Genomic DNA, 22,775 nt, shown 5'->3' with positions numbered 1-22,775 from the left:
ATTATGCACAAGTTTTTTGTCAAAACAGATAATATCATAAATGATAAAATAAACATAACTAATGACGATGTACAACACATTACAAAAGTTTTAAGACTAAAAATCGGCGATTCTATTCAAATATGTGATGGAAATGAAAATGAATATATTTGCGATATTGTAGAAATAAACAAAAAAAGTGTTATATGCCAAATTAAAGAGAAATTTAAAAATAGAAATGAATCTAATATAAATATAGTACTGTTTCAAGGATTGCCTAAAGCTCAAAAAATGGAACTTATTATACAAAAGGGTGTTGAAATTGGAGTTAAAGAATTTTATCCTATTATAACAGAACGTGTAGTTGTAAAAACTGATGGAAAAGATATTAGTAATAAGTTAGAAAGATGGAATAGAATAGCGTATGAAGCTGCTAAACAATCAAATAGAGGTATAATACCAACAGTAAATAATTTAATAAGTTTTGAAGAAGCATTAGATATATTAAAGAGGTTTGATTTGATTGTTGTTCCATATGAAAAGGAAAAGTCTACAAGTTTTAAGGAGTTATTTAATGAGAGTAGAGATTATAAAAATATTGCAGTAATAATTGGGCCTGAAGGTGGATTTAGTGAGGAAGAAATAAATATATTCATAAAAAATGGTTTTAAGCCAATTACGTTAGGACCAAGAATACTTAGGACTGAAACAGCAGGATTAGTAGCAAGTACTATTTTATTATACGAGTTGTCTGATATAGGAGGAATGAAATGAAAAAGGTAGCATTCTATACATTAGGATGTAGGGTTAATCAATATGAAACAGAAGCTATGGCAGAAATATTTGAAAAAAACGGATATGAGGTTGTAAATTTTGAAGATTATTCTGATGTATATGTAATAAATACGTGTACTGTGACAAGTATTGGTGATAAAAAATCAAGGCAGATGATTAGAAGAGCAAAAAAGAATAATAAAGATGCAATTGTGATAGCTGTTGGGTGTTATGCTCAAGTTGCACCAGATGAGGTATCAAAAATAGATGATGTTGATATAATAATTGGAACTGACAATAAAAGCAAAATATTAGATTATATCAATGAATTTAATCAATCTAAGAAAAAATTAAATAAAGTGAAAAATATAATGACAGTAAGAGAATTTGAAGAAATGGAAATAGACCATTATCAAGACAAAACAAGAGCCTTTTTAAAGATACAAGATGGCTGTGACAGATTTTGTTCTTATTGTTTAATTCCATATGCAAGAGGACCTGTAAGAAGTAAAAAGTTTGAAACTATAATAGAAGAAGTAAATAGACTTGTAGAAAATGGATATAAAGAAGTGATATTATCAGGTATACATGTTGCTTCTTATGGAAAAGACATTGGTAATATAACTTTAGTTGATGTTATAGAAAAATTAAATGAAGTAAATGGGTTAGAAAGAATAAGAATAGGTTCTGTGGAACCATCATTTTTTAACATAGAGAATATTAAAAGACTTGCTAATTGTAATAAATTGTGTGAACATTTTCATCTTTCTCTTCAAAGCGGGTGTAATGAAACATTAAAAAGAATGAATAGACGCTATACTACTGATGAGTACAAAGAGGCAGTTTTAAATTTAAGAAGGCATTTTAATGATGTTTCAATAACAACTGACGTTATTGTAGGATTTCCAGGTGAAACTATTGAGGAATTTAATAAGACGTATAATTTTTTAGAAGAAATTAAGTTGAATAAACTTCATGTTTTTAAATATAGTCCAAGGAAAGGAACAAAGGCAGCAGAGTTTAAGGAAACAGTTGATAATGAAGAAAAGGAAAGAAGAAGTAAATTATTAATTGAACTTAGTGATAAATATGAAAAGGAATTTAATAAAAAACTTATTGGGAAAATAGTGGATGTTTTAATAGAGGAGAAAAAAGAAGATTCATATTATGGTTATACAAGAAACTATGTAAAAGTTGAAATAAAAAGTAAAAATAATATCGAAGGAGAAATTATAAATACAAAAATTAATGATATGAATAATGACATTTTAGTAGGTGAAATGGTATAATATGTCTATGGGAGGTGAGATAGTGGATTGTATATTTTGTAAGATAGCGAATGGTGAAATACCAGCTTCTAAGGTATATGAAGATGAATATGTAATTGCATTTAAAGACATAAACCCAGTTGCACCTGTACATATATTAGTTATACCAAAAAAACATTATGAATCAGTCTTGGAAATTGACACAGATGGAAGTATATTAAACAAAATATTTAATGCAGTCAAAATTATCGCACAGCAAATGAACTTAACTAATGAAGGATTTAGACTTGTTACTAATACTGGTGAGCAGGCAGGACAGACAGTAAAACACATACATTTTCATCTTATAGGTGGAAGAGATTTTCAATGGCCACCAGGTTGATGATATTAAATCAAAAATTAACAAATTTATTATATTTTATTGACAATATTTACACTCATAATATATAATATAATGTGTCCTTGATTGTGTGCTTAATTCACGGTACATCATAATAATGTATGCAATATGTTAAGCGGAGGGAGGGATAAAGGTGTCAGAAATCAGAGTTGGCGAAAACGAATCATTAGATAGCGCACTAAGAAGATTTAAAAAGAAGTGTGCGATGGCAGGTGTTCTTTCTGAAATAAGAAAGAGAGAACATTATGAAAAGCCAAGTGTAAAGCGTAAGAAGAAGTCTCAAGCTGCAAGAAAGAGAAAGTTTAAGTAATGAAAGAAGGGTGAATATGTCACTCAAAGAAAGAATTCAAGAAGATTGGAAAGCTGCAATGAAAAATAAAGACAGATTTAGAGCGAATGTTCTAAATATGGCTAAAGCAGCTATACTACAAGCTGAAAAAGTTGATGGAACAAAACTTGAAGATGAACAAGTAATTGAAGTTTTAAATAAAGAGGTTAAACAGAGAAGAGACTCCATTGAGGAGTTTGAAAAAGGGAACAGGCAGGATCTTGTAGAACAAACTGGTAAAGAAATAGAGATTTTGCTTGAGTACCTTCCTCAGCAATTAACAGAAGAAGAAATATCTGAAATAGTTAAAGAAGCCGTGAATGAAGTGCAAGCTAATTCAATCAAGGATATGGGAAAAGTAATGGCAATTGTAATGCCAAAAGTAAAAGGAAGAGCAGATGGAAAGTTAGTAAATCAAATAGTAAAGCAGTATCTGCAATAATATAAAGGGGTTAACTTAGGTTAACCCCTTAAATTTTATATATTAATCTTAATAATATGAAACTTTTTAGCATATTATTAAATTAAGCAATTATATTTCAGGTGGTTTATGAAAAACAAGATGAAAAGAAAAATTAGCGAATCTCTTGAGTTACCTAAGGAAGTAATTATGAATGTGCCATACATCAGAATATTGGGAAATGATGAATTGCAGATAGAAAATCACAAAGGTATAGTTGAATATAGTTCAGATATTGTACGTTTAAAAAGCAGTATTGGTATTATAAAAATAGAAGGAAAGGATTTCTTAATTAAAGAAATTAATCCTGAAACTGTAGTATTGACAGGCAAGATTAAAAATCTTGAATTTATCAGTATTTAGCTGGAGGGGTATATGGGAAGGGATCAAGAGTTTTTAGATGGATATTTAATTGTTGAATTGAATTCCTTTTGTATTGAAAAGTTTATAAATTTAGCATACAATAACGGGATAAAGTTATGGGATATAAAAAGAAAAGATTTAATAACTGCACAGTTTAAGATTTCTTCAGATGACTTTAAAAAAATTAAAAAGGTGGCAAAAAATACAAAATCAAAAATAAAGATTGTACAAAAAAAAGGATTAGGATTTTATGTATATAAAGTATTAAGAAGAAAACTTTTTATTTTAGGTATTATAGTTTTTATATTTATTTTGTATTATTTATCAAATTTAATTTGGATTATTGATATTAGGGGAAATAAAAATATATCTAATGATGAAATTGTAAAAGCTCTATATAAAAATGGTATAAAAATTGGTGTAATGAAAAATAAATTAGATTTAAAACAGATTGAAAGTAATATTGTAAACGAAATAAAGCAAATATCTTTAATTAGTTTATCTATTGATGGTGTAAAATTAAATGTTGAAGTAGTAGAAAGAACTTTGCCGCCTGAAATTGTAGATACTGAAAGTCCTGTTGATATTATTGCTAAGAAAGATGGTGTTGTAACAAAAATATTTTGCTATAGAGGTACTCCACTAATAAAATCTGGTGAATACGTTAAAAAGGGTCAGATTTTAATTACTGGTGATATTTTTAGAACTAATAGAGATGATAACTCAAAGGAATATGTAAAAACTATACATTCATTAGGGAATGTTTATGCTAAAATTTGGTATGAAATATTTGAAGAACAGGAGTTAGTATACAATAAGTCAGAGCGTACAGGTAATTATATAAAAAATGAATATATGATTATAAATGGAAAAAAGGTATACATAAATAAAAATGATGCTAAATTTGAAAATTATGATAAAATAGAAAATAGAACTAAGATTAATTTATTAGGATATAATATACCAATAGAAAAAGTTGAAGAAAAAATATATGAATTAAAAGTTACTAAGGTTAATTATTCTATAGATGAAGCGATTGAGATAGCTACAAATAAAGCAGAACAAGAAATAAAAAAACAGATTCCAAAAGATGCTACTATTTTAGATAAAAAGTATGATAAAATAATAGAAAAAAATAAAGTAAAAGTTAGATTACTTATTATAACTGAAGAAAATATATCTTATGAACAGCATAGATAGTTAGGAGGTTAATAATGCAAAAAGAATCAAAAATATTAATTGATAATTTGGAACAATTAGTTAATCTATTTGGTAAGTTTGACGAAAATATTAAAATTATTGAGCAATGCTTTAATGTTTTCATTATTAATAGAGATAATGAAATAAAAATAACGGGTGTAGGACAAGTAGATTTAGCTACAAAAACAATTTTAAAGTTGCTTGAAATAGCAAAAAGAAATGAAATAATAAATAAGCAAACAGTTAACTATATAATAAGTCTTGTTTTAGAAGATAGTGAAGAGAAAATTGAAAATATTTTAGATGATGTAATAATAACAACAGCAAAGGGTAAGCCTGTAAAATGTAAAACTTTAGGACAAAAGACCTATATTGATTCAATACGTAAAAATGATATAGTTTTTGGAATAGGTCCTGCGGGTACTGGGAAAACATATCTTGCAATTGCTATGGCAGTAAAATTTTTAAGAGATAAGAAGGTAAATAGAATAGTTCTTACAAGACCGGCTGTAGAGGCTGGTGAAAGATTAGGTTTTTTACCAGGAGATTTACAAGAAAAAATTAATCCATATTTAAGACCACTATATGATGCATTGTTTGATATTTTAGGAGTAGAAAACTTTAACAAATATATGGAATCAGGCATTATAGAAGTTGCACCTCTTGCTTATATGAGAGGAAGAACACTTGACGATTGTTTTATAATATTGGATGAAGCACAAAATACTACACCAGAGCAAATGAAAATGTTTTTAACTCGTTTTGGATATGGCTCAAGAATAGTTGTAACAGGAGATTTAACACAAATAGATTTAGGACAAGGTAAAGTATCAGGTTTAAAACAGGTAACAAAAATATTAAAAAATATTCCAGGTATTGATTTTATTTATTTCAGTGATAAAGATGTAGTAAGACATAAGTTGGTTTCAGAAATAATAAAAGCATACAACAAATTTGAAGAAGAAAATGAAAATAGGTGATTATATGAATTACAAAAGTAAAATTATTGAAGATTTAATAAGTGAAAAATTAAAGAAAATAATAGTATTTATAATTACTTTTATAGTATTATTTATAATTAGCTTTTTTACTGTTATTCCTAAAAAATATTCATTACAAATTGGAGATATTGCACCAATTGATATAAAAGCTCCAAGGGATTTTGAAGACGAAGAGGCAACGCAAGAAAAGATAGATAAAGCATTAAGTGAAGTTTTGCCTAAATACAATAAAGATTTAAATATTGCAAAAAAGTCAATTGAAGATATAAATAAGATAATTGAGAATGTTAAATATCAAAAAGAACAAAATGTTAATGAGACTACTAAAATTGAAAATATAAAGAATTTAGTTATGATAAGTTTAAGTGATGAAGATATTAAATCATTATTGAAATTAAACGAACAAGAATTAGACGCTTTAGATAAATTTCTAAATGATGTTTTGATTAAAGTCCTATCTTTAGATATTAGGGAAAACAATTTAGACGACATTAAAAAAGCACAGCAAGACCTTGATTTTTATATAAAGTCTTCAACATTAAATAAAAATTTAAAGGACTTAGCAAATTCAATAGGGGTAGCATCGATAAAGCCTAATATGTTCTATGACTATGAGAAAACTGAAGAATTAAAACAGCAAATAAGAAGACAAATAGAACCAGTAGTTATAAAGAAAAATCAAAATATAGTTCTAAAAGGAGAAGTTATTAATGAACATCATTTAAATTTGATGTCCAAAGCAGGTATATTATCTCAAAACAGAAAAAATGACTTTATTTTAATTTTGGGTGTAACCATACTAATTTTATCAACTCTTATTTTATTAGTATTTTTAGTTAAAAATGAAGGTAATGTTTATTCAAATTTAAGTTTTTATGTTATTACTTGTATATTACTTATAATTACAGCAATTTTAACATTTGCTTTTAAAATTATTTCAGTTTACTTTATTCCTGCAAGCTTTTTACCAATATTGTCTACTTTGATATTTGGTTCGAAAACAGGTTTGATTATATCACTTATTAATACACTAATAGTTATAATACTTACAAACTTTAATATTAATGTTTGTATTATGTATGTTATGAGTTGTATCTTAGGTACATTTTTTACTTCAAAGGTTCAAGAAAGAAATAATATTTTATTAAGTGGACTATATGTAGGAATAATAAACTTTTTAATAGTATATGCTATAAATATATTAAACAACACAATATATACACAGGCTGTATACAGCAGTATTTTTGTTTTTTTAAATTCAATTGTTTCATCAATTTTTGCAATAGGTGTTTTACCAATCTTTGAACAGGTATTTAACATTTTAACACCAATAAAATTATTAGAACTTTCAAATCCAAATCAAATACTTTTAAAAAAATTATTATTTGAAGCACCGGGTACCTATCACCATAGTATATTAGTTGGTAACTTAGCAGAAGCAGCTGCAAATGAAATTGGAGCAAATTCATTACTTGCAAGAGTAGGTGCATATTATCATGATATTGGTAAAATTAAAAGACCATATTTCTTCAAAGAAAATCAAATAACTAATGATAATCCCCATGACAAAGTTACACCAAAATTAAGTGTATCAATTATAACTTCACATATTCGTGATGGTTTAGAGCTTGCTCAAAAATACAAATTACCAAATATTATTCAGGATATAATAATGCAACATCATGGAACGACTCTCGTAAAATATTTTTATGTACAGGCATTGAATGAAGGAGAAAATATTATAGAGGATAATTTTAGATATGAAGGGCCTAAACCTAATTCAAAGGAATCAGCAATAATAATGCTTGCAGATAGTGTTGAAGCAGCAGTAAGATCATTAAATAGTCCTACAGTTGATGATATAAAAACTATGGTTGAAAAAATAATTAATGAAAAACTATTTGATAATCAATTAAGCGAATCTCCATTAACCTTCAAAGATATAGAAAAAATAAAAGAAGTGTTTATAAAGGTTTTATTAGGAATATTTCATACAAGAATAGAATATCCAGATACAACAAAGGAGGATAAAAATGATTGAAATTGATAATAGACAAAATAAAATTGATTTTACAGAGGAAATGAAAAAATTGATTAGTAAAGCTGTAGAAGGCACTATTAAATACGAAAATTTTAATAAACCCTATGAATTAAGCATAATAATAACTGATAATAATGAAATAAAAGAAATTAATAAACAATTTAGAGGAATAGATAAAGAAACGGACGTTTTATCTTTTCCAATGTTAGATTTTGATGATGGATATTATGAAGACGGTGAAATTGAGGTGGACATAGAGGATATAAATCCTGAAAGTGGAGCTGTTGTATTAGGAGATATGATTATATCATTGGAAAAAGCAAAGGAACAATCAGTCGAATATGGTCATTCCTTTGAACGTGAATTGGCCTTTTTAGTTGTACATAGTATGCTGCATTTATTAGGATATGATCACGAAGAAGAAAATGATAGGATAATAATGAGACAAAAAGAAGAGGAGATATTAAATAATATAGGTCTTGCAAGGTAAGGTGAAAATATGAAGTTAAAAAAAATATCCGACAGTTTTAACTATGCTATTGAAGGAATTATATATGCAATAAAAACTCAAAGAAATATGAAAATACATCTTATAGCAGCAATACTTGTACTGTTTTTAAGCCTGTTTTTTGACTTTTCTAAACTTGAAATACTAATTTTGTTTTTTACAATAACATTAGTTATTGTGTTGGAGATGATTAATACAGCTATTGAAGCTACAATAGATGTAACTGCTAATTATTATCATCCATTAGCCAAAATAGCAAAAAACGTTGCAGCAGGAGCAGTTTTGATATCAGCTATAAATGCTGTTATTGTTGGCTATTTATTATTTTTTGATAGGTTAAAACCAATATCAAATACTGTTCTATTTAAAATCAAACAGTCTGATATTACTGTAGTATTTATTTGCTTAATATTAGTTATAATAGCAACTGTTATAATTAAGGCAATATATGGAGAAGGCACTCCCCTAAAAGGAGGTATGCCAAGTGGTCATAGTGCACTTGCCTTTGCAGCAGCAACAGCAATATCATTATTTATTCAGGATTTACTTATTATCACATTAGTATATTTTTTAGCTTTTCTTGTTGCTCAAAGTAGAGTAGAAGGTAAAATACATTCGCTTTATGAAACTATTGTTGGGGCATTGCTTGGAATATTGATAACAATTTTTATATTTAAATTGTTATCATAAGGGTAATGCCCTTTTATATTGCAGGTTTATATAAAATTACATTTTTTTTGATAAAACTATTGAATTTTTCATAAAATTATATATAATAATAATTCCTACAGTAAAAATGGAGGGGGAATAATAATGGAGTATAAAAACCTAGTTGAAATAGCAAAACAAGCAATGGAAAAGGCTTATGTTCCACATTCTAAATTTAGAGTTGGTGCAGCATTACTAACATCTGATGGTAAGGTTTTTACTGGTTGTAATATTGAAAATGCTACCTTTGGAGCAACTAATTGTGCAGAAAGAACTGCAATTTTCAAGGCTGTATCTGAAGGATACAAAAATTTTGAAAAGATTGCTATTATTAGCGATAGTTCAAATTATACATATCCTTGTGGAATATGCCGACAAGTGATTATAGAATTTAGTAGAGACATTGAGGTTATTTGTTCTAATAAAAATGGAGAATATAAAGTTTATAAAATTACTGAATTACTTCCATTTGCTTTTACAAGTGATGATATTGAAAGGAGCAATTTAAATGAATAATGATTTTAAGTCAGGTTATGTTACAATAGTTGGCAGACCTAATGTTGGTAAATCAACTTTAATTAATTCTATAATGGGAGAAAAACTACTTATTACTTCTAACAAGCCCCAAACAACAAGAAATACAATACAAGCAATTTTAACTAAAGACAATTACCAAATAGTTTTTATGGATACACCAGGTTTACACAAACCTAAGCATAAATTAGGGGAATATATGGTTAAAGTTGCACAAAGCACTTTATCACAAGTTGACGTAGTAGTTTTTGTAACAACTCCTGAAGAGGAACTTAATATTGGTGATAAGTATATAATTGATCAAATAAAAAATTCAAATTCAAGAAAAATTTTAGTTATAAATAAGGTTGATACTGTTAGTAAAGAAAAGATAGCAAAGACAATTGATACATATTATAACTATTTTGCTTTTGATGAAGTTGTGCCTATATCAGCTCTTAAACAAAAAAATATAGATGAACTTATTAAAGTTATTGTTAATAACTTACCCTATGGTCCAAAATATTTCCCAGATGATATGATTACAGATCAACCTGAAAGATTTGTTGTAGCGGAAATAATAAGAGAAAAACTTTTACACAACTTACAAGAAGAAGTACCCCATGGTACTGCAGTAGAAATAGTTACTATGAAGGAGGATAAAGATAAAAATTGTATTAATATCAACGCAACAATCTATTGCGAAAAAGATTCACATAAGGCTATAATAATAGGTAAGGGTGGACAAATGCTCAAAAAAATAGGTCAGAGTGCAAGAATAGAAATAGAAAGGTTTTTAGGATCTAGTGTATATTTAGAATTATGGGTAAAGGTTAAGAAGGATTGGAGAGACAGTGATTCTATACTAAAGAGTTTGGGATATAAATAAAAAAAAGGAGTGATGGTTTTGTCAATACACAAAGTTCAAGGAGTTGTTCTAAAGACACGGAACTATAGTGATTATGACAAAATCATCACTATTTTTTCGGATAAATTTGGAAAAATCGATGTCTTATGTAATGGGGCAAGAAGAACAAAAAGTAAGCAACTTCATTTAACTCAACAGTTTTGTTTTGGGGAATTTTTATTAAGTAAAAGTAAGGATATGTATGTATTAAGTTCAGGTAGTCTCAATAATTCATTTCAGACACTTTTAAATGACTATAAAAAATTGATGATAGGAACATATTTTTTAGAATTCATTGATAAATCAATTGAAAGTGAAAATAAAAATGTTTATATATTGGCACTTTTATTAAAAACTCTATACATATTAGAAGATGGTAATGTTGATAACTATCTCCTAAAAGTGACATTTGATTTTAAATTAATTTCTTTACTTGGATATACTCCTCAAGTCTTAAAATGTATTAAATGTGGTAGAAAAACATTAGATGAAGCATATTTCAATATTATTGAAGGCGGACTTATATGCAATAATTGCAATACTGAAAAAGGGAATAAGCTTAATAAAAAAGTAATAGAATTATTAATACAAATAAGGAATATAAAATTAGAAGAATTGGGTAAAATATATTATGATAAAGGAACATTAAATTTAATAGATGATATTTTAGATAAGTACATTAACTACCACTTATCAATAAAACTAAATACAGTTGAATTTATAAAAAATATTTTTTAGGAGATGGTTGTATGGAAGAAATTACATTAGAGAAAATTGATATACTAAGACAACGTGCAAATGTTAGTTATTCAGAAGCAAAAGAAATATTACAAAAAAACAATGGTAATTTAATTGATGCTCTAATTGAATTAGAATCAAAGCAAAAAACATTTACACAAAATGTTGTAGAAGTAAGTAATGAATTAACTGAAACAATAAAAGAAATAATTAAAAAAGGTAATGTAACAAGAATAAAAGTTAAAAAGGATTCAAGGGTTTTAGTTGATATACCAGTGAATGCTGGAGTTGCAGCAGGTGCATTATCATTACTCAATCCATATCTTTTAGTAATCGGTGCTATCGCTGCAATTGCAACAAAGGTTTCACTTGAAATAGAAAGACCAAATGGAAATGTTGAAATAATTAATGATATTATTAAAGAAAAATATGACGAAGTTAAGGGTACTATACAAGAAAAAGTCAGTGATATAAAGGAAAATACAACAAATTTAAAGTCAGATGTAGAGGAAAAAATAGAGGAATTTGCGAAGGAATTAAATAAAAAGAAGGAATAAGTCAGTTAATTCTGACTTATTCAAATTTTTTGACATTATATACTATTGCAAAATTTAGAAATAGTGATAAAATATACATAAAAGATTAAATATACATAAATACCAGAAATTAAATAAAATAAAAAATGTACAAAAAATTATTACAATTTGTTGTTTTTATATAAAATATATTGTAATTATTTCTCTGCATTTATATAATAATATATAATATTAGATGTATTTATGCATAATAAATGCAGAGAGGGTGATTACTATTAAACTAACAAAAAGACAAGAAGAAATAATTGAATTAGTGAAAAAAAATCAACCAATAACAAGTGAAAAGCTTGCTGAAATGTTAAATGTTACAAGGGCAGCACTAAGACCAGATTTAGCAATTCTAACAATGACAGGTATTCTTGAGGCTAGACCTAAAGTAGGTTATTTATATTCAAAAAGAAGCAATAATAGCTTAATTTTTGAGGCAATAAAAGATATAAAAGTGTCAGAGATAAAATCTAAACCAGCAATTGTAACAGAAGATACAACAATATATGATGCAATTGTTCAATTGTTCTTAAATGACGCAGGTACAATTTTTATTGTTAATAATGGTTATCTAACAGGGGCAGTTTCAAGAAAGGATTTCTTAAAAATAGCAATGGGAAATTCAGATATGCATAAAGTTCCTGTTGGAATAATTATGACAAGAATGCCTAACATAATAACAGTTACAGATGATGATCTTGCATTTGATGCAGCAAAGAAAATAATTGAACACGAAGTAGATAGTTTACCGGTTGTAGAAAAGGTTATACAAGAAGATGGTAAGGAATTATATAAAATCACAGGAAAAGTATCTAAAACAAATATAACTAAGCTTTTTGTTAGATTAGGGGAAGGAAGATAAAGGGGTTTTCATAAGGATGCGGGACATAATTTGTCCCATAGGGTTTGGTACAAATTTAATTAATATAAAGCAACAAAGACAGGGGGTTATCAACATGAGTCAAAAAAAGTATGTTTACCTTTTTAGTGAAGGTAACGCAAGTATGAAGAATTTATTGGGAGGTAAAGGTGCAAATCTGGCTGAAATGACAAACATCGGTTTACCTGTACCACAAGGCTTTACTGTAACAACAGAGGCTTGTACGAGGTATTATGAAGATGGTCAGGTAGTAGGGGAAGATATTGTAGAACAAATTTTTGAACACTTAAAGAAATTAGAGGATATTACAGGTAAAAAGTTTGGTGATCCATCAAATCCATTACTTGTATCAGTAAGATCAGGAGCAAGAGCATCAATGCCTGGAATGATGGATACTATATTAAACTTAGGATTAAACGATGAAACTGTAGAAGGCCTATCTAAGCTAACAAATAATGAAAGATTTGCATATGACAGTTATAGAAGATTTATTCAAATGTTTAGTGATGTTGTAATGCAAATAGATAAGAACTTATTTGAAAATATTTTAGATGAAGTTAAAGAAGAAAATAATGCAAAATATGATACTGATTTGACTGCTGAAAATTTAAAAGAAGTTGTTAGAAGATATAAGGAACTATATAGAAAAGAAAAGGGAGAAGAATTTCCAAAGGATCCAAAAGTACAATTATTAGAAGCGGTAAAGGCAGTATTCCGTTCTTGGAATAATCCAAGAGCTATAGTATATAGAAAATTAAATGATATACCAGGAGATTGGGGAACAGCTGTTAATGTACAAATGATGGTCTTTGGTAATATGGGTGAAACATCAGGTACAGGTGTTGCATTTACAAGAAATCCATCTACAGGTGAAAACAAAATATTTGGAGAATTCCTAATGAATGCACAAGGTGAAGATGTTGTTGCAGGTATAAGAACACCACAAAGCATAGAAACATTAAAAGAAGTAATGCCAGATTGCTATGATGAATTTATTAGAATAGCAAATATACTTGAAAAACACTACAAAGATATGCAGGATATGGAATTTACAATAGAACAAGGTAAGCTTTACTTCCTACAAACAAGAAATGGAAAGAGAACAGCTCAAGCCGCTCTAAGAATTGCTGTTGAAATGGTTGAAGAAGGTTTAATAACAAAAGAGGAGGCAATCCTTAAGGTTGAACCAAAACAGCTTGATCAATTATTACATCCAATGTTTGATCAGAATGAATTAAAGAATGCTAAGGAAATAGCAAAGGGCTTACCAGCATCACCAGGTGCAGCTTGTGGAAAAGTCTATTTTACTGCTGAAGAAGCAAAATTAAAAAGACAGCAAGGTGAGAGGGTAATTTTAGTTAGAACCGAAACTTCACCAGAAGACATCGAAGGTATGGTTGCAGCTGAAGGTATTTTAACTGCAAGAGGAGGTATGACATCACACGCTGCTGTTGTTGCAAGAGGAATGGGTAAGTGCTGTGTTGCAGGTTGTGGTGAAATAAAGATAAATGAAGAAGGAAAATATTTTACAGTACAGGACATTGTTATAAAAGAAGGAGATTATATATCAATAGATGGAAGCACAGGAAAGGTTTATGGTCAAAAAATTAAGACAGTAGAACCAGAAATATCAGGATATTTTGGTACTTTTATGGAATGGGCTGATAGTATAAGAAAACTTAAGGTTAGAACAAATGCTGATACTCCAAGGGATGCTGCACAAGCTGTTAAATTTGGTGCTGAAGGCATTGGTCTTTGTAGAACAGAACATATGTTCTTTGATGAAGATAGAATACCAGCTGTTAGAGAGATGATAGTTGCAAAGACAGAGGAACAAAGAAGAAAAGCATTAGATAAGTTACTACCAATGCAAAGGCAAGATTTTATTGGTATATATGAAGAAATGCAAGATAGACCTGTTACTATTAGATTGTTAGATCCACCATTACATGAATTCTTACCTCAGGAAGATGAAGATATTAGAGAACTTGCAAATACAATGGGAATTTCCTATGAAGAATTAAAGGCAACTGTTGATAGCTTAAAGGAATTTAATCCAATGCTTGGTCATAGAGGTTGTAGATTAGCAGTTACATACCCAGAAATTGCTGAAATGCAAACAAGAGCAATTATTGAGGCTGCTATAGATGTTAAAAAGAGATTAGGTTATAATATTGTACCAGAAATAATGATACCACTTGTAGGTGAAGTAAAAGAATTAAAATATGTTAAAGATATAATAGTTAAGGTAGCAGATGAAATAATAAGGAATTCCAATATAGAATTAGAATATAAAGTTGGTACTATGATTGAAATTCCAAGAGCTGCTTTAACTGCAGATGAAATTGCAAAGGAAGCTGAATTCTTCTCATTTGGTACTAATGATTTAACACAAATGACTTTTGGTTTCTCAAGAGACGATGCAGGTAAATTCTTGAAAGACTACTATGATAAGAAAATATTTGAGTATGATCCATTCCAAAAGCTCGATCAAACAGGTGTAGGTAAGCTTGTAAAAATGGCTTGTGAGTTAGGTAAGCAAACTAGACCAGATATTAAACTTGGTATATGCGGAGAACATGGTGGTGAACCATCTTCAGTTGAATTCTGCCACAATGTTGGTCTAAACTATGTATCATGTTCACCATTTAGAGTTCCAATTGCAAGATTAGCTGCAGCACAAGCTCAAGTTAAAAATCCAAGAAACTAATAATATAAGGGGCTGATTCACAGCCCCTTAATATTTTTGATTGAAAAATTCAATTGCATTAGCTATAAATTGTTTATGGTATTCTTTTTGTGAGATTGTATCTTTTAATATTTTGTAAAAGGCTTTTTTATTGCAATGATGAATATTTTTATAATAATCCCGTGTTATCTTCCATATCTTATTTGGAAACATCAATTGTGCCAATAGTAATTTAAATTCTAAATAATTAATAGAACGATTTTTTTCATAATATTCTACAGCTTGTTTAAATAAATTAAAATCCCAACATGTACTTTTCCTTTTTAAAATTCTTTTTATGAATACATAAAAATCATTTATTGAATAATCATATTTTGACTTATCAAAATCAATAATATTAATGTCTGAGTTAAAAATGATATTTTTATTGACATAATCATAATGGCAAATAGATTTCTCCAACTCTTTACTATTAAAATCTATTTGTGATAATAGATATAGTGATTCTTTAGCACATTCTATGTAGTAATCTGCATTATCAATAAATAACTTAGAAAAATCATCCTTATAATAGAAGGCTTTGTTTGATGTATTTAGTAACTGTGAAAAATGCTTTGAATAACTATCATATATTCCATTGTCACCGTATATAATTCTACTTCCATTTATACTTTTAAAATTTCTTGTTACTAAATGAATTTTAGCTAAATAACAAGAGGCATTTAACACGTCATCTATATTATCATAATCACACTTACGTCCTTCTATCCAATCCATTAATATAAAATAATCACCCCTATAATTTAAATAAGGAATACCTGTATTAGTTTTTAAAAATCTGGGACACTTTATATTAAATATATTTAACCATTCTATTATTGAGTATATAAATAAAAGAGTAGGCTCATCGTGATAAGTTTTTTTTAAGCATTTATTACCTGTATTTGAATAGATTTTATAAACTGCCCGAGCTTTATCTGTATCTTTTGCTTTAATATTCTCGATTTTCATTGCATTACAATTAAAATGACTTAGTATGTATTTTATTTCTTCCTTCGAATAATCTTTTCTTGATGCTTCAATAATATTATATTCCATATGATATCACCTCTTTTATCATTAAAATTATATGTTTTTTATGTAAATATTAGAATAAATAAGTATTATATCTATAATAATAAAATTGTTAGAAAAAAATAAATTATCAAATTTAGAAGGTAAATGAAAATTTTTGTTGTATATTATAAATTAATAGATTAAAATATTGTGGTGATTATTATGAATATACGTGAGCAGTATGAATTATTAGAAGAAAAAATACTTTCTCCTTTAGCTACTAAATCTAAAGATACAATGGGACGGTTAAAACCCGAAGAAAAATGTAGCATAAGAACCGATTTTCAAAGAGATAGGGACAGAATTATACATTCTAAGGCATTTAGAAGATTAAAACATAAAACACAAGTATTTATTGCTCCTGAAGGCGACCATTATAGAACACGCTTAACACATACATTAGAAGTTTCTCAAATTGCAAGAACAATTTCAAGAGCATTGCGTCTTAATGAAGATCTAACGGAGGCAATAGCATTAGGCCATGACCTTGGTCATACGCCTTTTGGTCACACGGGAGAAAAGGTGCTTGATAAAATATCTAAAAATGGTTTTAAACATTATGAACAAAGCTTACGTGTTGTTGATTTCTTAGAGAGAGGAACAGGTTTGAATTTAACATACGAAGTTAGAAATGGCATACTGTGTCATTCAGGTGATTTAATTGCAGATACTAATGAGGGAAAGGTTGTAAAGTTAGCAGATAAAATTGCATATATAAACCACGACATTGATGATGCAATTAGAGCAGGTATTTTATCCTTTGACGATTTGCCAAAAGAATGTATAAAAGTTTTAGGTAAGGGGCATTCAGATAGAATCAATACTATGATTACTTCAGTAATTAATTATGCGTTAAAATTTGGAGAGATTTCTTTAACAGGAGAAATTGGTCAAGCAACGTGGGAACTTAGAGAATTTATGTTCAAAAATGTATACATCGGTTCTAAGGCAAAAACAGAAGAGGAAAAAGCAGTTAAAATGCTTGAAACTTTGTATTATTATTATATAAATAATATACATAAACTGCCGAATGAATTTAAAAATAAAATAGATGTGTGGGGAGAAGAGAGGGTTGTTTGCGATTTCATAGCAGGTATGACTGACAGATATGCTATTAATGAATTTGTTAATATATATGTTCCAATGCCTTGGGGAAGAATATTTTAATTTTTTGTAAACAAGAAGGATTTATATATATGATGTCGAAATAAATATAATTGTGTCATATCTAAGATAATAATTTTAAAATTTTTTAATTATAAAAGAGGAATTTAACTAATTTTGTAGAAATATAAAGGTGATAAGATGGGTAGAATACCAGAAGATATAATTAATAAAATTATTGAATATAATGATATAGTCGATGTTATATCAGAATATGTGCAGCTTAAAAAGGTTGGACGAAATTATGTTGGTGTATGTCCATTTCATAATGATAAAGGCCCATCATTAAGTGTATCTCCTGACAAACAGCTTTTTCACTGTTTTGGTTGTGGAGCAGCAGGCAATACAATTGGTTTTATAATGAAAATTAGAAATTATGATTATAAAGATGCTCTTCTTTATTTAGCAGAACGAGCAGGTATTGATGTAAGTTTTGATGGAAGTAAAGATAAAAATAAAGATTTAAAGGAAAAACTATATAAAATAAATCTTGAAGCAGCAAGATATTTCTATAATAATTTAAAATCATCAAAAATAGCATTAAATTATTTATATTCAAGAGGAATTGATAATAAAATAATTAATAGGTTTGGATTAGGCTATAGTTTAAATGAGTGGGATGCTTTAATAAAACATTTAAAGAATATGGGTTATTCAGAAGAAGAAATGTCTTTAGCTGGATTATTGGTAAAATCAGAAAAGGGTATATATGATAGATTTAGAAATAGAATAATGTTTCCTATTTTTGATGTTAAAGGCAGAGTTATTGCCTTTGGAGGACGTGTATTGGATGATAGCAAGCCAAAATATTTAAATACATCTGAAACCTTGGTTTTTGAAAAAGGTAAGAATTTATATGGTTTAAATTATGTAATAAAAAATAAAAACTTAGAAAATATAATTGTTGTTGAAGGTTATATGGATTGTATTAAACTTCATCAATTTGGATTAAATAATGTTGTTGCATCTTTAGGAACCGCCTTAACAACGGATCATTCTAAGTTATTAAAAAGGTATACAAATAATATTTATATATGTTATGATTCTGATGCTGCTGGTCAAGCTGCTACATTAAGAGGAATTGAAATTTTAGAATCAGCTGGATTAAATGTAAAGGTAATTATTGTTCCAAGTGGTAAAGATCCTGATGAGTTTGTTAAGAATAATGGAATAGATGAGTTTAAAAAATTAATAAAAGATGCATTATTTATTACTGATTATAGGATATTAAAAGCAAAAGAAGGAAAGAATATTAAAAATCAGTTTGATAAGGTTAAATATGTTAATGAAGTTGTTGATGTAATTTCTAAGTTAAAAGATGAAGTGTTAGTTCAGCATTACTCAGAAAAACTATCAGAAGAAACAGGAATTTCCTTAAATGTTATTATTGATAAAGTTAATAAAAATAGAACAAATATAACAAGTAAGAATAATAATTCAAATATAAGGAATAATATTAAAGGAAATATTTACAATTTAATACCAGCTAATAAAAAAGCAGAAGCATACATACTATCTATACTTTTAAACTATCCATCATTTTATGAAAAAGTTTTTACGACTATAAAGCCTGAAGAATTTTTGACTGAAGTATACAGAGAACTGGCCCTTGAAGTTTTAACAAAAATACCTAAGGGTGAAGAAATAGATAAAAATTATTTTTTAAATAAATATCAAGAACAAGAAAAAATAGAGGATATAGCAAGGGTTTTTTCATATTCAATAGGTACTGAAGATGATATAGCAAAATTGTTAAATGATTCTATTAAAACTGTTAAGCGTTTTTCATTAGAACAAAAAATTAATAATTTAAAAAGTCAAATTAAAAAATGTGAATTAGAAAATGACATACATAAATCTGTACAACTAATGCAACATCTAATAGAACTTCAAAAGGAATTAGACCAAATATAGTGCCTGTGAAGGGAGGTATACTTTTGAAAAAAGAAGCATCAAAGCAAAAGAAACAAGATAAAAAGGCAGAAGAAAATCAATCAAAAGGCGCTAAGATGTCAATAGTTAAAGAATTAATTGAAAGGGGTAAAAAGGCTGGGTTTTTAACATACAAGGAGATAATGGAAACATTAGGTGATGTTGATTTATCATCTGAACAGATTGACAAAATATACGAAATATTAGAATCAATGGGTATTGAAGTTCTTGAGGATATGGATGATTTTAACCCAGAACAACTTTTAGAAGAAGACCTTGATTTATCAATTCCAGAAGGAATAAGTATTGATGACCCTGTTAGAATGTATTTAAAGGAAATTGGTAAAGTTCCATTACTTTCAGCTGATGAAGAAATTGAGCTTGCTAAAAAAATAGAAAAAGGGGATCAAGAAGCAAAGAAAAAACTTGCAGAAGCAAATTTAAGACTTGTTGTAAGTATAGCAAAAAGATATGTAGGGAGAGGTATGTTATTTCTTGATTTAATTCAGGAAGGTAATTTAGGTCTCCTTAAGGCAGTTGAAAAATTTGATTATAGAAAAGGTTATAAATTTTCAACTTATGCAACGTGGTGGATAAGACAGGCTATAACAAGAGCTATAGCAGATCAAGCAAGAACAATTAGAATACCTGTTCATATGGTAGAAACAATAAATAAATTAATAAGAGTTTCAAGACAACTTCTCCAGGAGTTAGGAAGAGAACCATCAGCAGAAGAAATTGCAAAAGAAATGGATATGGAAGTTGACAAAGTAAGAGAGATACTGAAAATAGCTCAGGAACCAATATCTCTTGAAACTCCTATCGGTGAAGAGGAAGATAGTCATCTTGGAGATTTTATACCTGATGATGATGCACCTGCACCAGCAGAAGCAGCAGCATATACTATGCTTAGAGAACAATTAATGGATGTATTAGATACACTTACTCCAAGGGAGGAAAAAGTTCTAAGATTAAGATTTGGATTAGATGATGGTAGAGCAAGAACATTAGAGGAAGTAGGTAAGGAGTTTAAGGTTACAAGAGAAAGAATTAGACAAATTGAAGCAAAGGCTCTAAGAAAATTGAGACATCCAAGTAGAAGCAAAAAATTAAAGGATTATTTAGATTAATAGGCTTACAGAAGTAGGCCTTTTATTTTTAAAGGAGTGAAGAAATTGTTATTGTCTAATAGATTAGAAGCTGTATTTAATATGATAGATAAATCAAAATGTTTGGCTGATATAGGTACAGACCACGGATACATACCAATAAAGGCTATATTAGAAGAAAAATGTGAAAGAGCAATTGCAAGTGACATAAAAAAAGGACCTATTGATGTTGCTTTAAAAAACATAAAGAGATATGGTTTGCTTGATAAAATAGATTTAAGAATAGGTCCTGGTCTTACAACCTTAAAAGAAGAGGAAGCAGAAACCATTGTTATTGCAGGAATGGGAGGAAATTTAATTGCTGATATTATTAAAAACGATATAGATGTGGCTAAAAATTCAAACTACCTAATTCTACAACCAGTACAATATCCCGAGGTTCTAAGGCAAGAACTTTATAATGAGAACTTTTATATTATTGATGAGGATATTATTAAAGATGAAAATAAGTATTATCATATATTAAAGGTTACTTATGGTAAAAAAAATAAATACAATTTACAAGCAGAATTTTTTGTAGGTCCGGTAAATACAATGAAAAAAAGTAAAGAAACTTTAAATTATATAGATGACAAAATAATACATTTTGAAAAAATTTTAATGGGATTAGATATTAATTTACATTATAATAAATATAAAGAAGTTGAAAATTTAATAAATAGTTTTAAGGAGTTGAAAAAATGTCTGTAATATTAAAAGATTTGATAAATTTTATTGAGGAACGTTATCCCAAAAAATATGCAGAAGAGTATGATAATGTTGGTTTATTAGTTGGCGATGAAAATAACAAAATAAATAAAATTTTAGTAACGGTAGACATTACCAAAGAGGTTATAAAGGAAGCAATTGAAAATAAAGTAAATCTAATTATAAGTCACCACCCATTAATATTTAAGCCAATTAAAAATTTAAATAAAAAAAGTAGTTTTGCAACGATGATATACGACTTAATAAAAAATGATATAAATGTTTATGCACTTCATACTAATTATGATATAGCTAATGATGGTATGAATGATGTCATATCAAAAAAACTAAATTTAAAAAATGTGTCTGTACTTGAAGAAACAAATAAAGAAAAATTATATAAAATTATAACATATGTTCCTACAAAATATGCAGAAGAACTAAAGGAAGCATTGTTTAATGCAGGGGCAGGTTGTATTGGTAAATACGATAAATGTTCTTTTAATGTTTTAGGTGAAGGTACATTTAGACCATTAAATGGAACTAACCCATTTATTGGCCAAATAAATAAATTACAAAGAGTTGAAGAAATTAAAATTGAAACTATTGTAACTGCCTCAAATTTAAACACTGTTATAAATACTTTAGTTAAAAATCATCCCTATGAAGAACCAGCATTTGATATTATAAAGCTTGAAAATACTCTCCCTCAAGGATTAGGAAGAATAGGATATTTAGATATTCCACTTTCTGCTAAAGATTTTGCTATGCAAGTAAAAAAAATATTTAATCTAAAAATGATTACATTAATCGGTGACAAAAATAAAAAAATTAATAAAGTTGCTGTTATAGGGGGATCGGGTAGCGACCTAATTAATGTTGCAAAGTCTAAAGGATGTGATTTAATTCTAACTGGTGATGTAAAACATCATATTGCAATCGATGCTATCGAAAATGACATCGTTGTGTTGGATGCAACACATTTTGGACTTGAGCAAGTGTTTATTGAAGATATATATACATTGCTAACAAGCAATTTTGATAATATTGAAGTTATGAAGAACTACTCTAAACAACCATTCTATTTTATATAGGTAAATCAGAAGTTTCGCAGATTAAAAAATAAATAGGGCGTAGCCCCTTGATATGTAATGGTTTAGATGAATAATAATTGAAATATGTAAATTCCGATTTTTACTGGAAAAAATTTAGGGTTTAAAAATGAAAACATCCTTTCTATAATGAATTTTGCTACAAACCTAATAGAAAGGATGTTTTGAGATGAACAAGCGTTATTTAAAACAAATGCTCACCTACTTCTCTAAGGTATACCATCTTGGAGAAAAAATCAAGGGGTTAAAAGATG

At 27.9% G+C, this 22,775-nt stretch carries 23 protein-coding genes; 22 read left to right on the top strand and 1 reads right to left on the bottom strand.

Annotated features, from left to right (window positions below):
- The first annotated feature begins 3 nt into the window (after positions 1-3).
- The 17 genes from BUB63_RS06165 to ppdK all read left to right on the top strand — a co-directional run bounded on the left by BUB63_RS06165 (position 4) and on the right by ppdK (position 15,362).
- On the top strand, positions 4-753 hold the full coding sequence (locus tag BUB63_RS06165; RefSeq protein ID WP_073248477.1) for a 16S rRNA (uracil(1498)-N(3))-methyltransferase: 750 nt from the start codon (positions 4-6) through the stop codon (positions 751-753).
- Complete coding sequence (mtaB, locus tag BUB63_RS06160) at positions 750-2,042, top strand: tRNA (N(6)-L-threonylcarbamoyladenosine(37)-C(2))-methylthiotransferase MtaB (protein ID WP_027308573.1); 1,293 nt, start codon at positions 750-752, stop codon at positions 2,040-2,042. The genes BUB63_RS06165 and mtaB overlap by 4 nt, the downstream gene beginning before the upstream one ends.
- A 19-nt stretch (positions 2,043-2,061) precedes the next feature.
- Positions 2,062-2,403 (top strand): histidine triad nucleotide-binding protein, encoded by a 342-nt coding sequence (locus tag BUB63_RS06155; RefSeq protein ID WP_073248499.1) that lies wholly within the window; start codon positions 2,062-2,064, stop codon positions 2,401-2,403.
- Between the two features lie 151 nt (positions 2,404-2,554).
- On the top strand, positions 2,555-2,731 hold the full coding sequence (gene rpsU / locus BUB63_RS06150) for a 30S ribosomal protein S21 (protein WP_027308575.1): 177 nt from the start codon (positions 2,555-2,557) through the stop codon (positions 2,729-2,731).
- A 16-nt stretch (positions 2,732-2,747) separates the two neighbouring features.
- On the top strand, positions 2,748-3,191 hold the full coding sequence (locus BUB63_RS06145; RefSeq protein ID WP_027308576.1) for a GatB/YqeY domain-containing protein: 444 nt from the start codon (positions 2,748-2,750) through the stop codon (positions 3,189-3,191).
- Between the two features lie 108 nt (positions 3,192-3,299).
- On the top strand, positions 3,300-3,572 hold the full coding sequence (yqfC, locus tag BUB63_RS06140) for a sporulation protein YqfC (RefSeq protein ID WP_027308577.1): 273 nt from the start codon (positions 3,300-3,302) through the stop codon (positions 3,570-3,572).
- 12 nt (positions 3,573-3,584) lie between these two features.
- Positions 3,585-4,772: a sporulation protein YqfD gene (gene yqfD, locus BUB63_RS06135; RefSeq protein ID WP_027308578.1), complete on the top strand. Its 1,188-nt coding sequence runs from the start codon at positions 3,585-3,587 to the stop codon at positions 4,770-4,772.
- A 14-nt stretch (positions 4,773-4,786) separates the two neighbouring features.
- Positions 4,787-5,752, top strand: coding sequence for a PhoH family protein (locus BUB63_RS06130; RefSeq protein ID WP_027308579.1), 966 nt, complete (start codon positions 4,787-4,789; stop codon positions 5,750-5,752).
- A 4-nt stretch (positions 5,753-5,756) separates the two neighbouring features.
- Positions 5,757-7,814, top strand: a complete 2,058-nt coding sequence (locus tag BUB63_RS06125) for an HD family phosphohydrolase (protein WP_035166069.1) — start codon at positions 5,757-5,759, stop codon at positions 7,812-7,814.
- The gene (gene ybeY / locus BUB63_RS06120; protein ID WP_073248475.1) at positions 7,807-8,304 is read left to right on the top strand and encodes an rRNA maturation RNase YbeY; all 498 of its coding nucleotides are present in this window, start codon (positions 7,807-7,809) and stop codon (positions 8,302-8,304) included. Before BUB63_RS06125 ends, ybeY begins: the two co-directional genes overlap by 8 nt.
- A gap of 9 nt (positions 8,305-8,313) precedes the next feature.
- Complete coding sequence (locus tag BUB63_RS06115; protein WP_073248468.1) at positions 8,314-9,012, top strand: diacylglycerol kinase; 699 nt, start codon at positions 8,314-8,316, stop codon at positions 9,010-9,012.
- Between the two features lie 123 nt (positions 9,013-9,135).
- The gene (gene cdd, locus BUB63_RS06110) at positions 9,136-9,546 is read left to right on the top strand and encodes a cytidine deaminase (protein WP_027308583.1); all 411 of its coding nucleotides are present in this window, start codon (positions 9,136-9,138) and stop codon (positions 9,544-9,546) included.
- Positions 9,539-10,432, top strand: a complete 894-nt coding sequence (era, locus tag BUB63_RS06105; RefSeq protein WP_027308584.1) for a GTPase Era — start codon at positions 9,539-9,541, stop codon at positions 10,430-10,432. Before cdd ends, era begins: the two co-directional genes overlap by 8 nt.
- An 18-nt stretch (positions 10,433-10,450) precedes the next feature.
- On the top strand, positions 10,451-11,188 hold the full coding sequence (recO, locus tag BUB63_RS06100; RefSeq protein ID WP_027308585.1) for a DNA repair protein RecO: 738 nt from the start codon (positions 10,451-10,453) through the stop codon (positions 11,186-11,188).
- Positions 11,189-11,199: 11 nt separating this feature from the next.
- Positions 11,200-11,745 carry a DUF4342 domain-containing protein gene (locus BUB63_RS06095; RefSeq protein WP_035166058.1) on the top strand — a complete coding sequence of 182 codons (546 nt, stop codon included), beginning with the start codon at positions 11,200-11,202 and terminating at the stop codon, positions 11,743-11,745.
- A 253-nt stretch (positions 11,746-11,998) separates the two neighbouring features.
- On the top strand, positions 11,999-12,634 hold the full coding sequence (gene ccpN, locus BUB63_RS06090; RefSeq protein WP_035166071.1) for a transcriptional regulator CcpN: 636 nt from the start codon (positions 11,999-12,001) through the stop codon (positions 12,632-12,634).
- A gap of 94 nt (positions 12,635-12,728) precedes the next feature.
- Positions 12,729-15,362 (top strand): pyruvate, phosphate dikinase, encoded by a 2,634-nt coding sequence (gene ppdK, locus BUB63_RS06085; protein ID WP_027308587.1) that lies wholly within the window; start codon positions 12,729-12,731, stop codon positions 15,360-15,362.
- Positions 15,363-15,389: 27 nt separating this feature from the next.
- Here ppdK and BUB63_RS06080 read toward each other — a convergent pair whose 3' ends face one another.
- The gene (locus BUB63_RS06080) at positions 15,390-16,439 is read right to left on the bottom strand and encodes a CotS family spore coat protein (RefSeq protein ID WP_073248466.1); all 1,050 of its coding nucleotides are present in this window, start codon (positions 16,437-16,439) and stop codon (positions 15,390-15,392) included.
- Between the two features lie 180 nt (positions 16,440-16,619).
- Here BUB63_RS06080 and BUB63_RS06075 point away from each other — a divergent pair, with 180 nt between their 5' ends.
- The 5 genes from BUB63_RS06075 to BUB63_RS06055 all read left to right on the top strand — a co-directional run bounded on the left by BUB63_RS06075 (position 16,620) and on the right by BUB63_RS06055 (position 22,503).
- Positions 16,620-17,624 carry a deoxyguanosinetriphosphate triphosphohydrolase gene (locus BUB63_RS06075; RefSeq protein ID WP_027308589.1) on the top strand — a complete coding sequence of 335 codons (1,005 nt, stop codon included), beginning with the start codon at positions 16,620-16,622 and terminating at the stop codon, positions 17,622-17,624.
- 138 nt (positions 17,625-17,762) lie between these two features.
- Entirely contained in the window at positions 17,763-19,535 is a 1,773-nt protein-coding gene (dnaG, locus tag BUB63_RS06070; protein WP_073248464.1) for a DNA primase, read from the top strand.
- 23 nt (positions 19,536-19,558) lie between these two features.
- Complete coding sequence (rpoD, locus tag BUB63_RS06065) at positions 19,559-20,683, top strand: RNA polymerase sigma factor RpoD (RefSeq protein WP_370882849.1); 1,125 nt, start codon at positions 19,559-19,561, stop codon at positions 20,681-20,683.
- A gap of 45 nt (positions 20,684-20,728) precedes the next feature.
- Positions 20,729-21,412 (top strand): tRNA (adenine(22)-N(1))-methyltransferase, encoded by a 684-nt coding sequence (locus BUB63_RS06060; protein WP_073248463.1) that lies wholly within the window; start codon positions 20,729-20,731, stop codon positions 21,410-21,412.
- Positions 21,403-22,503, top strand: a complete 1,101-nt coding sequence (locus tag BUB63_RS06055; protein WP_073248461.1) for a Nif3-like dinuclear metal center hexameric protein — start codon at positions 21,403-21,405, stop codon at positions 22,501-22,503. The genes BUB63_RS06060 and BUB63_RS06055 overlap by 10 nt, the downstream gene beginning before the upstream one ends.
- Positions 22,504-22,775 lie beyond the last annotated feature (272 nt).

Source organism: Caloramator proteoclasticus DSM 10124 (assembly GCF_900129265.1).
Taxonomy (GTDB): domain Bacteria; phylum Bacillota; class Clostridia; order Clostridiales; family Caloramatoraceae; genus Thermobrachium; species Thermobrachium proteoclasticum.
This window is presented reverse-complemented; position numbering and strand designations above follow the sequence as displayed.

Excerpts from the sequence above, each read along its gene's own strand:
- BUB63_RS06165 (WP_073248477.1), top strand. The coding sequence starts at position 4 with ATGCACAAGTTTTTTGTCAAAACAGATAATATCATAAATGATAAAATA.
- mtaB (WP_027308573.1), top strand. The coding sequence starts at position 750 with ATGAAAAAGGTAGCATTCTATACATTAGGATGTAGGGTTAATCAATAT.
- BUB63_RS06145 (WP_027308576.1), top strand. The coding sequence starts at position 2,748 with ATGTCACTCAAAGAAAGAATTCAAGAAGATTGGAAAGCTGCAATGAAA.
- yqfC (WP_027308577.1), top strand. The coding sequence starts at position 3,300 with ATGAAAAACAAGATGAAAAGAAAAATTAGCGAATCTCTTGAGTTACCT.
- yqfD (WP_027308578.1), top strand. The coding sequence starts at position 3,585 with ATGGGAAGGGATCAAGAGTTTTTAGATGGATATTTAATTGTTGAATTG.
- BUB63_RS06130 (WP_027308579.1), top strand. The coding sequence starts at position 4,787 with ATGCAAAAAGAATCAAAAATATTAATTGATAATTTGGAACAATTAGTT.
- BUB63_RS06125 (WP_035166069.1), top strand. The coding sequence starts at position 5,757 with ATGAATTACAAAAGTAAAATTATTGAAGATTTAATAAGTGAAAAATTA.
- ybeY (WP_073248475.1), top strand. The coding sequence starts at position 7,807 with ATGATTGAAATTGATAATAGACAAAATAAAATTGATTTTACAGAGGAA.
- BUB63_RS06115 (WP_073248468.1), top strand. The coding sequence starts at position 8,314 with ATGAAGTTAAAAAAAATATCCGACAGTTTTAACTATGCTATTGAAGGA.
- cdd (WP_027308583.1), top strand. The coding sequence starts at position 9,136 with ATGGAGTATAAAAACCTAGTTGAAATAGCAAAACAAGCAATGGAAAAG.
- era (WP_027308584.1), top strand. The coding sequence starts at position 9,539 with ATGAATAATGATTTTAAGTCAGGTTATGTTACAATAGTTGGCAGACCT.
- BUB63_RS06095 (WP_035166058.1), top strand. The coding sequence starts at position 11,200 with ATGGAAGAAATTACATTAGAGAAAATTGATATACTAAGACAACGTGCA.
- ppdK (WP_027308587.1), top strand. The coding sequence starts at position 12,729 with ATGAGTCAAAAAAAGTATGTTTACCTTTTTAGTGAAGGTAACGCAAGT.
- BUB63_RS06080 (WP_073248466.1), bottom strand. The coding sequence starts at position 16,439 with ATGGAATATAATATTATTGAAGCATCAAGAAAAGATTATTCGAAGGAA.
- BUB63_RS06075 (WP_027308589.1), top strand. The coding sequence starts at position 16,620 with ATGAATATACGTGAGCAGTATGAATTATTAGAAGAAAAAATACTTTCT.
- dnaG (WP_073248464.1), top strand. The coding sequence starts at position 17,763 with ATGGGTAGAATACCAGAAGATATAATTAATAAAATTATTGAATATAAT.
- BUB63_RS06055 (WP_073248461.1), top strand. The coding sequence starts at position 21,403 with ATGTCTGTAATATTAAAAGATTTGATAAATTTTATTGAGGAACGTTAT.